The sequence below is a fragment of the Paenibacillus sp. B1-35 genome, assembly GCF_050474385.1.
GTDB lineage: Bacteria > Bacillota > Bacilli > Paenibacillales > Paenibacillaceae > Paenibacillus_B > Paenibacillus_B alvei.
Genome location: NZ_JBCHVJ010000001.1, coordinates 1,172,705 through 1,186,816, shown reverse-complemented (window position 1 = coordinate 1,186,816; position 14,112 = coordinate 1,172,705). Strand labels below are relative to the sequence as shown.

Sequence of the window (14,112 nt, the reverse complement as noted above, 5' to 3'; positions counted from 1 at the left end):
AATGAGGGGATTGTGTTGAAAGTCAGTATCGTCATTTTAACATTGAATCAATTTTCCCATACGATACGATGTCTGGAGAGCATTCGCAAGCATACGCCGGAGCCTTACGAGATTATTATCGTTGACAATGGTTCAACTGATTTAACGCTCCCCTATTTAAGACTGCAATCAGACGTCACCTTGATTGAAAATCAGGAAAATGCAGGGTTTGCCAAAGGCTGCAATCAAGGTGCTGCTCGTGCTTCTGGGGATCATATTCTATACTTGAATAATGACACTATTGTCACACCCAATTGGCTAACAAATATGCTGAAAGTTTTGCATTCCAGTGAAGATATCGGAATGGTTGGGCCTTTAACGAATTATTCGAGCGGCCATCAGCAAATTCCAGTGACCTATACAGATTTATGGGATTTGAACGCTTTTGCCAAGGAGCATGAAGCAAGACATGCAGGAACGGTCACGGAGGTTCGTCGGCTTGTTGGCTTTTGTATGCTGATGAAGCGCAGTGTCGTTGAGGAAGTTGGAGGATTTGATGAACGTTATGGCCTTGGCAATTATGAGGATGATGATCTCTGTTTACGAACGGCAAATGCAGGGTACCGTATGCTCATTGCGAATGACGCTTTCATTCATCATGTTGGCCATGTGACGACGAATCAGCTTGAACAGGCAAGCCTGCTGCAATTGTTGTACACGAATCGGGAGCAAGCACGCCGGAAGTGGGGAGCCGACATATTCGACTTGATTTACAAGGCGGAGTCAACCATTACGATTTGTATTCGATTAACTAATCGGGCAGAGCCTTTGGACGCTTGTTTGACATCAGTTGTTGAGGTAGCAGATGAGATTATTGTATGCAATTGTACAGGAGATCGAAGTGAAGACATTGGCGTAAACACTAACGTTCCGATTCGATGGCTCCATACAACGGAAGTTGCAGATGACGTAGGCGATTGCATACTGCGCCAGGTATCTGAATATGCCACTAAAGATTTCATTTTCCTTCTTGATGCTACGGAGTATTTGCCATCCGCTGAACGAAGACAGCTTCGAGCGCTGAAGCGGTCTTTGGAGCCAGAAGTGAGTGCAGTCTGGATGAGGGAAGAAAGGGAGCGGGAAGACAGACGAGCAGAAGGAGGGGAACGGTTGAGGTTGGTTCGACGCAATGTTCAGTTGTCCATCCCCACTCCGTCTGAATTACAGCATCAAGATCCGGGGGAGAGCAGTGCAGGCCGTTATGTCAAAAGTGAAATCCGTGTGGCAACTCTCGTATAAATGAAATCTTGCTGTAAGAAAGCCTGAACCTTTACTTTCCGTTATAATACGGAAAGCCGGTTCAGGCTTTTATTCATATCTATGTTATCGCGGAATGATGCTCGCTCCATTCTGGATGGGCTGCAAGCAACGTATGGAGAGCATGATTGGCAGGCTCATATGCAGGATTGAACTGCAGAGCTGCCCGGTAAGCATTAACTGCTTCGTGAAGGTTATTTAATTGCTCATAGCATTGTCCCTTATAATAATAAGCGTGGAAGCTCCCGCTGCCGCGGAGTGTAAGGTGGTTCAATTGCTCATCTCCTAATTGGATGCAGTTATGGAACGATTCTAGCGCTTGTTCAAACTTGCCTAACTGATAGAGGATAACTCCTTTGTATAAATGAAGATCCACATAGTCTGGATATAAGATTAAAGCTTTATCAATTGCAGGCCAAGCCCCTTCGATGCTCCCTGTTTCGATCAGGATCGAATATTTCAGCTTATAGACGAGAGAAGGAGGTGCAAGTCCTTCAGACAGAAAACGAATAATTGCCAAATTGATATAATGGAATGCTTGATCATATTGCTTCATTCGGGAGTATTCACTTGCCAAGTGGTACTCTAGCCACGAGTTAGGCTCATTGGCCGCCCTCGCTTTATGCAGCAAGGCTATATTGCGCTCATTTTTATTTTTGGCATGGGTTACATCATTTAAATAACCGTAATGATACAATTTGATTGGTAACGTCTCAATTTGAGATTCATCCTGGTTTGGCAGCACATCTTTAATATTTAATATTTCATGTATGCTGAACTGGAACTTAAACCCTTTGTTATTTCGAAAGAGACGTGTATGAGAAATGTGATATGTATCATTCTCATTAATCGAATCACCAATAAAATTTATTAAATGAATCGAATAAATGTCCTTGTCCAATGTAGGCAGCAACGCTTTTACTTCATCACGATCTTCCTTAGCCAATTCTTCGTCGGCGTCCAGCCACATGATCCAATCCCCAGTCGCCTGCTCTAATCCAAAATTCCTTGCCATGGCGAAATGATCTTGCCACTCATGCGTTAGTACACGTGCCCCATATTCTCGGCATATGTCAATCGTCCGATCCGTTGAACCGGTATCGACAACAATAATCTCGTCTGCAATAGACCGAATACTTTGCAAGCAGCGTGCGATGACGTCCTCCTCATTCCGAGCAATTAGGCAGATGGATAATGTAGGAGATTGCATGATTTTCACCCTTCTTTCTTCATATGAGATAAATAACTGTATGCGATGTCGGGAGTTGATATTCAGGGGAACCTGCTTGACTGCACATGTTTTTTCGTCCAAATTGTTCTGGAGAGAATGCCCAAGCAATGAACATTATTACGCATATGAGATAAACCCTCAGACATAGGATGATTAACGTAAGTTGCAATGAGGTGCTTGCAAAAGGAAAAGAGAGAGGTGAACTGTTTTGTCACAGGCTAATATTCCTAATATTACACCCACTATTTCGATTACCCTTGGTCAAACCGTTACATTGCTTTTGGCATCAATCGCGCTGGAGGAACTGGCGCTTGCGCACATTGTGAATGCTGAGGCAGAAAAAATTCAACTCGTTGTCGGTACACTTGCCCCTGGGATCACCCCAAGAGCAACAGTGGAGGACTTACTTGCGATTGACGACAGTGTAAGAAGAACATTACAAGATGTTATTAAGAAAGAAATGCTGCTCCAATTTAAGTTAGACAGCATACTTACAAGTTTTCCTGGATTGTAAATAACGTGCAGGTCTAGGTATCAAAACTGCAAGCACCTCATTCCACTTGCATTTCTCCTGTGGATATAAAGATCCGCAGGAGAATGCACGTTCATGAAGTGCTGCATACCTGTCATGTTCCGGGGCAAATCAAGCCCGAAACTCAGCATGATACATTTGCCTGTGGCATAAAAATAATGGGAATCGAACTTTGTTATGCATCTGGTTAGGAAGAGAACAACAATAAGGAGGCAAGGTACAATGTCCATGCCCAATATTCCGGATATTAAGCCGGAAATCATTTTGAAGCGGAATGAAGTCGTCAATTTACTGCTAACATCAATCGCACTTGAGGAAATTGGATTGTCCCATATTATCAACGCAGAAGGAGAAAAAATTCAAGCTGTCATTAAGAAACGGGAGCTGTGTTTGTCAGAGGCGCTTAAAATTAACGACAGTGTAGATCGGATGCTGAGAAACATTGTAAAAAATCAAATGTTATTGCATTTTAAGCTGGAAGATGTAATTCGTCTCGAGAAGCACCATCACCACGAGCATTGTGAGCATTGTGAGGATTGTGAAGAGTAGGCATTTGTTCATATCTAGGGAGAGAGAGGAGGGAGAACATGAGCATCCGAAATGAAGATGACCGCATTCCAACAATTGATGAGGCTGTTGCGCATCTGCTGCAATCGCTCTCTCTCGAAGAAGGTGCCCTTGGACAATTGCTCCTCACGGAAGCTGAGAAGGCAATGGCATTCGTTGGCAAGGACAAGAATTTCCCTTCTCATCCAACGCCTAAAGAAATTGTAGATTACAATTCCTCTGTGGTCCAAATTCTTGATTCCATGTTAATGGCGGAATGGCTGCTGTTAAAAAAATTAAATATGGTCGTACATATGGAGTTCCAGGCGCCAACGAGGTCTTCTGCTTCAAAGATCCCGAATAAGGGGCAAAAATGGAGCAAGGGAGATGTGTTCGATACCACAGATAACGACTTGGATTATTAACAACAAAGCTGGAGCGGGGTGGATGATGAGCAATGAACAAGACGTTTCAACCACTGTCAAAAATGCTGCTAGCTGTGTTCCATCTCATCCATGCGCTGGATATAAGATGGGATCAGAAAAATAAAGAATTGCATGTTGTCCAAATACTATCCATGGTGGATACGTTAAGAGAGCTGCATTTATGCACGTACCGAAGGGTTCAAGTATATAAGCAGACCGTAATTGATGCACATACCGAGCATTTGGATGATAGACAGATTAAGGAAGTGCTTGATTCTGTGCGCCGCACACAATTCTTGCTCGGAAGATGGAATCTAACAAATCGGTTATTAGTCGAGCAGCTGCAGGATCATCTTCGGTATTTAGAGGACTATTATCGAGCCTTCAATCAAGTTAAGCTGGAGCAGCCAAACCAAAAAATCGTTCAGCCTGTTCAATCTGTCAATCAAGTATCCAATGTATGGGATGCAGTAAAGGTGGCCGGTGCTGTAAAGAAAAGAAGGCCTCCGAGTTCCGCATCAGTACCCAAAAATGTTCGCAAGCCCCGATCTACAAAAAAACAAACGAAGATGAAACCTTCAGAACAAGTGTTCATTGTCACCAACCATCAGGTGAATGAGGATGTGCAGTCAAATCAAAACAGGATTGTATCTAAAATTGGCAGCAGGATTTACTACAGAAAATAAAGGCTTGACGCGCTACATCACAATCATCGGGAAAGGAGATTGCCTGATGGCAGACACGGGTCTTATTCGGATTGAGGGTTCCAGCTACTATCTTCCAGGGCGATGGGCCGTTGGCGTATATCTAGATTTCGATACCAGATGTGCGGTGCTCATTGACAGCGGTGCGGGTACAACTGTAGCGCAGCAAGTGGATCATGCTGTCAAGGCACACGGTTGCAAGGTAGCAGCCATTATTATAACCCATGGTCATGAAGTACAATTTCGAGGAAATCAATATTTCAAGGAGCAATATCCAGATATTCACATATACAGCACTCATCAAACGGGTATGTACTTGCGACATAAGTCAATATGCAGTTCAGAATTACCGTTTGGGGCCCCCATTTGCGAAGGCAATATTTGCATGCCAGATCATTCCATAACCGACTTTATTCCGCATGCGGATGGATCTCTTCAGATTGGGGCTATTACGCTGCAGATTCTAGCGCTGCCAGGACATTGCTCCGGTATGATTGGTGTCATTACACCAGATGATGTTGTATATTGCAGCGATGCTATGTTCGGTTATCATACTTTGTCAAAGCAAAAGCTTCTTTATTATACGAATATTGCAGAGGCCAAAAGTACATTCCGCAAGCTGCTATCACTTAGAGCCTCCGCTTATGTTCTGTATCATGGCGGTTGTATTAAAGGGATGATGAACCTGGTGAAGCAGCATATGACCCGGATAAACGAGACCACTCATTTTATCCTGAACCTCGTACAAGACAGCCCGCTAACGATGGAGACAATTATTGAGAAGGTCATGAGACGGTATGAAGTTGAGCAGTCTGTGCAGCAATATCATGTTGCCAATGCCATTACACATGCACACGTGACAGAACTATATCAAAAAGGTCTCGTATTGCAGTATTTGTATGGCGGGTATTTGTATGTGGCAGGAAGTCATCGGGATGTAATGCCAGACACCGATGAGGAGCCGGAACATATAATAAAGAACAATTTATTATATGTACCAAGCTAGTCTCAAAAGCTCTAAAGGGGGAGCATGTCATTTGGAAATACACGAGCAAAGAGAAGATAACCACGAATCAGACATATCCTCAGGACTGCTGGAAGATGCTGATGAATATATGGGAAAAAGCGAGTGGGAGCAGGCTATTGTAATTTATGAGCGATTGTTGGACAAAGGGGAATTAGAAGCTTCCACTGCAATTACCGTTTGTGGACTTTTAACGACATGTTACACGAAACTGGGCATGAACGCCAAAGTGCTAAGAACCTTGTTCCGAAGATTGCAATATGAGCGGCCGAATGCAGAACTTTGCTGCCATATAGGCTATCAGTATTTTATACAAGAGCTGTGGTCAGATGCGGCATATTGGTATGAACTGGCGACACAGCTTCCATCTGATGCTGTTCATTCAGGTGCTGATGCCAATCGCACATGGCTTCCACATTTGCAGTTATGTGTATGCTATGACAGGCTGGGAGATCTCAACCGGGCTTATAAACATCATCTGCAGGCTGCGCTATATGTACCGGATCATCCAAGTGTAATACGTAATGAAGCATACTTCAGCCCCTATTTTGAGAAGCTGGACAGGAGCAGATCTCAGAATTGCGGGCTATCTCTGCTTATTCCGTCGGTTCCGGAGCGGCTTTCCGCCTTATCTCGTCTCCTAGCGGATCTTCATCAGCAGGCTATGGGTAAGCCTGTAGAGATACTTGTCCTAATTGATAATAAAAAAAGAACAATTGGCGATAAACGAAACCAATTGCTGAAACAAGCACAAGGTCGATTTGTTGCCTTTATTGATGATGATGATCATGTCAGTCCCAATTATGTAGATACATTGCTGGAGGCTATTGATCAGCAGCCGCGCGCAGACTGCATCGTGTTTGACGTACAGGTCAAACTAAATGGGATTAAAGATAAATTGTGCAAGTACGGTATTGAATACCAACACGGGCATGACGAGCATTATTATTATCGCAAACCGAATCATCTTATGTGCTATGCCAAACGAGTTGCTATCGAACATCAGTTCCAGGACATTAGCTACGGTGAAGATGATGAATGGGGAGGACGGTGCGCTGCAGACATTCGACTCCAGCATCGCATTCCGCAATTGCTGTATACGTATGATTGGGTAGCTAAGCCCTGGGATTGGTACGATAAACAGTAATCCATAACAATTGGTGTAACAAATGGATTACCTATCTGAATACATCGTCTGAAGCTGTTGGGAGATATGAGGATACATTTCTAAGTAAGCCGTATCTCCCTTAGGAAACAAAACACCTAATCCGCTAGAATGATCGAATTGGAAAGAGGGATGCTGGGTCTTTAACTCATCCCAAAATCTCCAAACGCCAAATCCATGAAGTTGGACGGATATATCATGGAATAGAACGATCCCGTTCTCTGCTACTTTGGGCAGCCATGTATGATAATCGTGGTGGACTGCTTCATATTCGTGGAATCCATCAATATGAAGCAGATGAATCGAGTTATCCTCGAAATTTTGCAAGGCTTCGTCAAACGTACTTTTTATAAGGACAGCCACTTCTGGATATAATGCAGCTGCGATCTGTTCTACTTCTCCATATACATCCTTACTATAGGAGCCGGAATGTGAATCGCCTTCCCATGTATCAACTGCATAGCATTTAGCGGCTAAGCCATTGTCTTTGACTGCTTCACAGAAGCTGAAGAAGGATGCTCCCCAATGCGTGCCTAATTCCACGATGCACTGTGGCTTTACAAATGAAATGAGATCATATGCGAATGCTCGATGTCCCAGCCAAGCGGAATGGGGGAGCAGATGAGGAGCAATTTGCTCATATTCGAAGCTTTTTTGGTGTAGTTTCCAATCAGACATATAGATACCTTCTTTCTAATTAAGGGGAATTTTTGATGTTTATAAATGGAGGATAATGAAAGGAAATGAAATATCAAGTTACCTTCGAAACCAAATGCTATGAAAAGGACTGGAGGATGTTGTTAAAAACAGATCGACTGCAAAGAGCGGTGAGCCTGAATAAGTACCCGTTCTCAGAGGTGATTCTCTATATTAACAATGTAAATGATGTGGCAGAGGTGTCCTTCTATGCACAGCGGCTAGTTGATTCAGGCGTGCTTACCAAATTCGAGGTCGTTGATGATTATGCTGACGAGGCATTGCACTATTTTCAGATTGATAAAGACTCATTTGCCGGAGGCTATTATTATTCTATTGCAGAGCTGGTAAGTATATACCGATGCCAGACACCTTATTTGCTCCATTTCTCTGGCGATTCCATACTAGAGTCAACCTTCTCGTGGATTGATGAGGCGATTTCGCGAATGGAGCAGAACCCTTGTATTAAGGTAGCGAATCCAGTGTGGAATCGCAGATATGATGAAGCGATGTTAGAAGCGGGTAGTGAGGATGAGCTTTTTTATATCGGCTACGGCTTCTCTGATCAATGTTATCTAGTGAATGTGCAAGATTTCAAACATGCTAACTATAATCAGACACATCCTGCATCTAGACGGTATCCGGTATATGGCGGCGAGCTATTTGAAAAACGAGTAGATTCGTGGATGCGACATAATGGGTTTAAACGATTGACTTTTAAGTATGGTAGTTATGTCCATCCTTGCTATTAAGGGCGGAGATATGAGTGAAATAGGCATTAGGTAGCAGTAGTGTCCAGAACACCTTATCCTTAAAAAACATATATGTATAGGGTAATCGAAATTACTTTTAAGGATAGGGAGGGATGGTTGTTGTCTCAAGCAAATATTCCCAATATAACACCAATTATTTCCGTTACTAGAGATGACGCTATAAATCTGTTGCTGTCCTCTATTGCTTTAGAAGAGCTGGGGTTAAGCCATATCATCAACGCTGAAGGAGAAAAAATACAGTTTGTGCTCGGAACTTTGCCGGGTGTGTCATCTCCTCCAGCAACCTTAAGCGATATATTATTAATCAATCAAAGTGTAAGAGACACGCTTCGTGATGTTACGAAAAAAGAGCTGTTACTTCAATCGAAGCTGGAAACTATTTTACAGGTACCTGTTGCTGTAGGAATAACAGGAGCAACTGGGGCCACAGGAGCAACGGGAGCCACGGGTGCGACAGGAGCCACGGGAGCAGGTGTAACCGGAGCAACGGGAGCGACAGGAGCAACGGGAGCCACAGGTGCAACTGGTGCGACAGGGGCAACGGGAGCAGGAGTAACCGGAGCCACGGGAGCGACAGGAGCAACGGGAGCTACAGGTGCAACTGGTGCGACAGGGGCAACGGGAGCAACGGGAGCAGGAGTAACCGGAGCCACGGGAGCGACAGGAGCAACGGGAGCCACAGGTGCAACTGGTGCGACAGGGGCAACGGGAGCAGGAGTAACCGGAGCCACGGGAGCGACAGGAGCAACGGGAGCCACGGGGGCCACAGGTGCGACAGGGGCCACAGGAGCAACGGGAGCAGGAGTAACCGGAGCCACGGGAGCGACAGGAGCAACGGGAGCCACAGGTGCAACAGGTGCGACAGGAGCAACAGGAGCAACGGGAGCAGGAGTAACCGGAGCCACAGGAGCGACAGGAGCAACGGGAGCCGCAGGTGCAACAGGTGCGACAGGAGCAACAGGAGCAACGGGAGCAGGAGTAACCGGAGCCACGGGAGCGACAGGAGCGACGGGAGCCGCAGGTGCAACAGGAGCGACAGGTGCAACAGGAGCAACGGGAGCAGGAGTAACCGGAGCAACGGGAGCGACAGGAGCGACGGGAGCCGCAGGTGCAACAGGTGCAACAGGTGCGACAGGAGCAACAGGAGCAACGGGAGCAGGAGTAACCGGAGCGACAGGAGCGACAGGAGCAACGGGAGCCGCAGGTGCAACAGGTGCGACAGGAGCAACAGGAGCAACGGGAGCAGGAGTAACCGGAGCCACAGGAGCGACAGGAGCGACGGGAGCCGCAGGTGCAACAGGAGCGACAGGAGCAACGGGAGCAGGAGTAACCGGAGCCACAGGAGCGACAGGAGCGACGGGAGCCGCAGGTGCAACAGGTGCGACAGGAGCAACAGGAGCAACAGGAGCAACGGGAGCAGGAGTAACCGGAGCCACAGGAGCGACAGGAGCGACGGGAGCCGCAGGTGCAACAGGTGCGACAGGAGCAACAGGTGCTACGGGAGCAGGAGTAACCGGAGCCACAGGAGCGACAGGAGCTACGGGAGCCGCAGGTGCAACAGGTGCGACAGGAGCAACAGGTGCTACGGGAGCAGGAGTAACCGGAGCCACGGGAGCGACAGGAGCCACTGGGGCAACAGGAGCAACAGGAGCAACAGGTGCAACCGGGGTAACGGGAGCGACGGGTGCGCCTGGACCGGTAGTGGCATCTATTATTCCGTTTGCATCATTTCTTCCAGTCTTGTTATCGACTGTGCCATGCGGTGCACCAGGAATTGGCGCTCTTATTGGTTTCGGTAACAGTGCGCCAACACCTACGATTATTGGACCTACAATAGACTTAACCGGGGGACCTGGTATACCGCTCAATCTTGCATTTACAGTTCCACTTGGCGGAACCATTACGTCTATAGCTGCATACTTCAGTGTTACAACAGGACTCTGCTTAGACTGTATGGGTGGGGTTAATCAATCCTTAACCATTCATGCACAACTGTGGCAATCAACCACACCAGACAATATATTTACTCCGATTCCGGGAACACTTGTTGATCTGCAGCCACCATTGACTGGAGTCATAACTGCGGGTGAGCATGTGAATGGATTGGTATCGGGATTAAATATCCCAGTGCCGCCTCAAACTCGTTTGCTTATGGTATTCTTCGTAACGACTTCAGGGGTTCAAGAGCCAATTGCAATTGCAGGCTATGCAAGTGCAGGAGTTACAATCCAATCAGCTCAATAGGTTTACCCTCTTAGGAAGGGAAATGAAAAACGGCAGCTTCTTGGGTCAACGATTGTCATCGTTTGACTCAAGAGCTGCCGTTTCCTATATACGTTATGTCTAATTATTGATTCGTGTCGATATCTGCCCACATTTCTTCATCAACATCAAGCTTAATCTGATGACGAAATACTCGTTGTCCATACTCGTTATTCATATACTGTTCAATGGCTTCGAGCAGATTGGATTCAACTAAGTATTGGGAACGGTCATGCACCCACACCTCAGCAGTAAACCCATGCTCTTCGTCCCAGCAGAGCTCAACGTTTACATCTTCCGGACGAACCTGCTTGCGCATTGCAATATGAAGGCATACAGCATTAATGAGCTCGTCCATAGACAGACGATATTGCATTAATTCCACCGCCCAGGGCCAGGTGTAGATGGGTTGCGTTTATTTCTGAACCTCTTCACAACCATCATAACTAGGCTAATGAGAAGGAATAATGCCATAACGTTGATCATGAGTCCTAAGATATCTCCCATGAATCCGAGATTACCGAACATGCTGCCAAACAGCATGCCGGCCAAACCACCGATCATTAAGCCTTTCATGAGGCTGCCACCACTGAAAAACCCGCGATTTTGTGTCGGTGCCGTGCTTGATGTTTTACTCTGATTCGTGTTGTCTGAACGGTTAACTTGATTATTTGTAGACTTATTTGGAGCAGGCTTGTATTTCTGCACTCCAGAGCGGAAAGAACCGCCGCGCTTGGCATCGGCAATGTCCATCATCGTCGGTGTAGTTACCGCGAAGATAAGGAAGAATGCCATAACGACCATAATCCACTTATTACGCATGAATTGCCTCCCTATTGATGTAATAATTGTTGACAAGTAGTAATACGGATTCAAGGAAATAGAGGTTTCAAATAAATATTGAAATTGATACAATAAATGAAATCAAGTTCATTGTCATATGTGCTTATTTGTAGTAAGGAGGAACGCAATGCAATATCCGGCAGCGTATATTGAATATATGGCTCATTTTCACGGGTCTCGAGATTGGTTCGAATGTCATGAAATTATGGAGGAATATTGGAAAGAGGAGTCCTCTGAGGTACGAAAGCGCCAATGGCTGGCTCTTGTTCAAATTGCTGTTGGGCTGTACCATGAACGTCGCGGGAACGTAAAAGGAGCCTTGAAAATGTTTTCAAGTGCACTGGAACATGCTGAATTCATTGATTGGGGAGCGATTGGCCTCAATGGTGAAAGATTGAAAAAGGAATTGAAAGATCGGAAAGTATGGCTGATGGATTCCCAAATGGGGACTGACTGTGTACCCGATTATTCGGAGTGGAACTTCCCGATTGAGGATCCGATTTTATTAGACTTATGCACTCGTTTTTGTACGCAAAAGGGATGGGGATGGTGCACGAATGGCAGCCATCAGGACGCAGCGATAAGAGATAGGCATTTACTTCGAGATCGCACAGATGTGATTGAAGCGAGACAGCAAGCATATGAGACCAGGAAGCAAGAGAGACGGGGGTGATGCCTGCTGAAGAGCAGGCTCCCGTCTGCATATTGAGCACGGCACGGACGGGAAACCGAATCTCTTCTTACTCGGCACCATCATGTTCTAGCATTTGAACGACCCAGCGGCACCACTCAATTTGAGCAGCTGCAAGAGAAATGGCACGGTGAAGCAAAATATAGTCGCCAAAATGCTTGGAACGAATATGTCGTTCTTTTTCTGGAATGCGATCAAGCAATTTTTCGAAATAAGCTGTCTTGGTTTCTAACTGCTTCATGCGGGTAAGGAACAACGGAATCGTAATTTCTTTTTCAGCCATCCAAATGCACTTTGTCTTTAAGCTCAACTCGTCACGTGTTGTTTGCTCCGCAGGAGGTTCCCCTAGCCAATCCAGTACGACAGATTTCCCTTGTTCTGTAATGGAGTATACCTTTTTGTCAGGCTTGTCCCGCTGTTCGATGCGTACAAATTGAACCAGTCCCTCACGTTCGAGCTTTGCCAATAGCGGGTAGATTTGGCTGTGCTTCGCTGGCCAAAACGGCTGTATGCGAAGCATAAGATCGTAACCTGAATAGGAATCGCTAGCCAGCAAGCCAAGCAGACCGTATGATAGTGTGTTTAGCAACTCTAACCCCTCCTTATTTCGATTGACCCCTTCTATCATTCCTAAAGAAATATACAATGACCATTATATGTAAAAACATACATAATAGCAAGATCGTTTCACAATAATGATATCGTTTTTCATGTGCTTTTGAAATGGGGCAGACCTTGTCTGAACAGGGGCTGTTGCGTCGTATAGAACAAGGGGGTATGATTGGGGAGCAAGCATGATAAGGAAATGGGGTTATTGTCAATGCCATTATCACATCGTACACAAAACCGGACGATACCGGTTATTATATTATCTGGATTTTTAGGTACTGGGAAGACAACTCTTTTGAAGCAGTGGCTGCAGTGGAGCACAGAGGCTCAACTGGTTCCCGCCGTCATAATGAACGAAGTCGGCGAGGTGAATCTTGATGGCCAGCAGCTTCCGCCAGAAGTAGCCATGAAGGAAATGCTCGGAGGATGCATATGCTGTTCTTTCCGTGGTGATTTCAGTATGAAGCTGTACGAGCTTGTACAGGAGGAGAATCCTGATGTCATCTATGTGGAATGCACGGGGATTGCAGAGCCTATGGAACTAGTCGAGTCGATTACTGAAGTATCCCTTTACTCCCAGATCGTATTAACGAATATTGTGACCGTAGTAGATGTCAAGCATCTTGGAGATTTGTTGGCAGATGAATCTGGGCTGCAAAAGGCGAATCGCAAGATGGTGCGATTGCTGGAAGAACAAATCCGTGCAGCGCATATGATCCTGCTGAATAAGTCTGACTTGGCAATTGCGGATCAAATTGAACTTGTACAGCAGCAGGTACGGAAATGGAATGAACATGCGAAGCTTGTCATCACCGATCACGCTGTTATGGGACGAGAGATGTGGCTTCAAAGCTGCATAAATGCCGGAGGATCCCGTTTATTCGTTAAGGATGATTTACAGTCCGACAATCAAATCGATGCCTCCGTGAGCCATGAACATAGTGAGCAGCCTATGGAACATACAAAGCATGAAGCGCATCATCATGCACATGCTCATGACTTTGTTACCGCGTGGACATACTCTTTGACGCAACCAATGGACAGTGAACGCTTTGAACAGTGGCTGTCCTCGCTGCCTGCGAACGTGTACCGGGCAAAAGGGATTGTCAGCTTTACGGACACAACGAAACGATATATGTTTCAATTCGCTTATCGAACATCTGATTTTATCCCGGTTGCACCACAAGGTGAAGTGAAGGATGTGCTCGTTGTAATTGGTGAGCATTTAGATACGAATTTTTTAGAACAGACGCTCCAAGAGACAGTATTCCAGTTATAATAGTTTATTTTGCATTCATGAAGCAAGAGCAACGAT

General features: G+C 45.7%; 16 protein-coding genes. 11 read left to right on the top strand and 5 right to left on the bottom strand.

Annotated features, from left to right (window positions below; genetic code table 11):
• Positions 1 to 15 precede the first annotated feature (15 nt).
• Positions 16 to 1,278, top strand: coding sequence for a glycosyltransferase family 2 protein (locus tag ACQ5BJ_RS04980; RefSeq protein ID WP_268621257.1), 1,263 nt, complete (start codon positions 16 to 18; stop codon positions 1,276 to 1,278).
• Positions 1,279 to 1,357: 79 nt separating this feature from the next.
• Here the strand turns inward: ACQ5BJ_RS04980 and ACQ5BJ_RS04975 are convergent, their stop codons facing one another.
• Positions 1,358 to 2,506 carry a glycosyltransferase family 2 protein gene (locus ACQ5BJ_RS04975; RefSeq protein WP_005547101.1) on the bottom strand — a complete coding sequence of 383 codons (1,149 nt, stop codon included), beginning with the start codon at positions 2,504 to 2,506 and terminating at the stop codon, positions 1,358 to 1,360.
• Between the two features lie 229 nt (positions 2,507 to 2,735).
• On the opposite strand from ACQ5BJ_RS04975, the gene ACQ5BJ_RS04970 reads away from it, so the two are divergent.
• From ACQ5BJ_RS04970 to ACQ5BJ_RS04945, 6 genes are all read left to right on the top strand, one after another.
• Positions 2,736 to 3,041, top strand: coding sequence for a hypothetical protein (locus tag ACQ5BJ_RS04970; RefSeq protein ID WP_005547103.1), 306 nt, complete (start codon positions 2,736 to 2,738; stop codon positions 3,039 to 3,041).
• A 240-nt stretch (positions 3,042 to 3,281) separates the two neighbouring features.
• Entirely contained in the window at positions 3,282 to 3,608 is a 327-nt protein-coding gene (locus ACQ5BJ_RS04965; protein WP_005547104.1) for a hypothetical protein, read from the top strand.
• A 38-nt stretch (positions 3,609 to 3,646) separates the two neighbouring features.
• The gene (locus tag ACQ5BJ_RS04960; protein WP_262866624.1) at positions 3,647 to 4,030 is read left to right on the top strand and encodes a hypothetical protein; all 384 of its coding nucleotides are present in this window, start codon (positions 3,647 to 3,649) and stop codon (positions 4,028 to 4,030) included.
• Positions 4,031 to 4,062: 32 nt separating this feature from the next.
• A complete protein-coding gene (locus ACQ5BJ_RS04955) occupies positions 4,063 to 4,716 on the top strand; it encodes a hypothetical protein (protein ID WP_268599663.1) in 654 nt (217 codons plus the stop codon).
• A gap of 46 nt (positions 4,717 to 4,762) precedes the next feature.
• A complete protein-coding gene (locus ACQ5BJ_RS04950) occupies positions 4,763 to 5,740 on the top strand; it encodes a PqqD family peptide modification chaperone (RefSeq protein WP_430108906.1) in 978 nt (325 codons plus the stop codon).
• Positions 5,741 to 5,771: 31 nt separating this feature from the next.
• Entirely contained in the window at positions 5,772 to 6,905 is a 1,134-nt protein-coding gene (locus tag ACQ5BJ_RS04945; RefSeq protein WP_430108903.1) for a glycosyltransferase, read from the top strand.
• A 27-nt stretch (positions 6,906 to 6,932) separates the two neighbouring features.
• Here the strand turns inward: ACQ5BJ_RS04945 and ACQ5BJ_RS04940 are convergent, their stop codons facing one another.
• Positions 6,933 to 7,601 (bottom strand): class I SAM-dependent methyltransferase, encoded by a 669-nt coding sequence (locus ACQ5BJ_RS04940; RefSeq protein ID WP_005547114.1) that lies wholly within the window; start codon positions 7,599 to 7,601, stop codon positions 6,933 to 6,935.
• A gap of 65 nt (positions 7,602 to 7,666) precedes the next feature.
• On the opposite strand from ACQ5BJ_RS04940, the gene ACQ5BJ_RS04935 reads away from it, so the two are divergent.
• Both ACQ5BJ_RS04935 and ACQ5BJ_RS04930 read left to right on the top strand, forming a co-directional pair.
• A complete protein-coding gene (locus tag ACQ5BJ_RS04935; protein WP_005547116.1) occupies positions 7,667 to 8,371 on the top strand; it encodes a hypothetical protein in 705 nt (234 codons plus the stop codon).
• 120 nt (positions 8,372 to 8,491) lie between these two features.
• Positions 8,492 to 10,636, top strand: a complete 2,145-nt coding sequence (locus ACQ5BJ_RS04930; protein ID WP_430108900.1) for an exosporium glycoprotein BclB-related protein — start codon at positions 8,492 to 8,494, stop codon at positions 10,634 to 10,636.
• Between the two features lie 103 nt (positions 10,637 to 10,739).
• Here the strand turns inward: ACQ5BJ_RS04930 and ACQ5BJ_RS04925 are convergent, their stop codons facing one another.
• Complete coding sequence (locus ACQ5BJ_RS04925) at positions 10,740 to 11,030, bottom strand: YxcD family protein (protein WP_005549819.1); 291 nt, start codon at positions 11,028 to 11,030, stop codon at positions 10,740 to 10,742.
• Entirely contained in the window at positions 11,030 to 11,476 is a 447-nt protein-coding gene (locus ACQ5BJ_RS04920; protein WP_005549820.1) for a hypothetical protein, read from the bottom strand. The genes ACQ5BJ_RS04925 and ACQ5BJ_RS04920 overlap by 1 nt, the downstream gene beginning before the upstream one ends.
• A gap of 148 nt (positions 11,477 to 11,624) precedes the next feature.
• On the opposite strand from ACQ5BJ_RS04920, the gene ACQ5BJ_RS04915 reads away from it, so the two are divergent.
• The gene (locus ACQ5BJ_RS04915; protein ID WP_289355775.1) at positions 11,625 to 12,170 is read left to right on the top strand and encodes a DUF309 domain-containing protein; all 546 of its coding nucleotides are present in this window, start codon (positions 11,625 to 11,627) and stop codon (positions 12,168 to 12,170) included.
• Between the two features lie 67 nt (positions 12,171 to 12,237).
• Here the strand turns inward: ACQ5BJ_RS04915 and ACQ5BJ_RS04910 are convergent, their stop codons facing one another.
• On the bottom strand, positions 12,238 to 12,777 hold the full coding sequence (locus ACQ5BJ_RS04910) for a PadR family transcriptional regulator (protein WP_163980104.1): 540 nt from the start codon (positions 12,775 to 12,777) through the stop codon (positions 12,238 to 12,240).
• 192 nt (positions 12,778 to 12,969) lie between these two features.
• Between ACQ5BJ_RS04910 and ACQ5BJ_RS04905 the strand changes: the two genes are divergently transcribed.
• The gene (locus ACQ5BJ_RS04905; RefSeq protein ID WP_430108896.1) at positions 12,970 to 14,076 is read left to right on the top strand and encodes a CobW family GTP-binding protein; all 1,107 of its coding nucleotides are present in this window, start codon (positions 12,970 to 12,972) and stop codon (positions 14,074 to 14,076) included.
• Positions 14,077 to 14,112 lie beyond the last annotated feature (36 nt).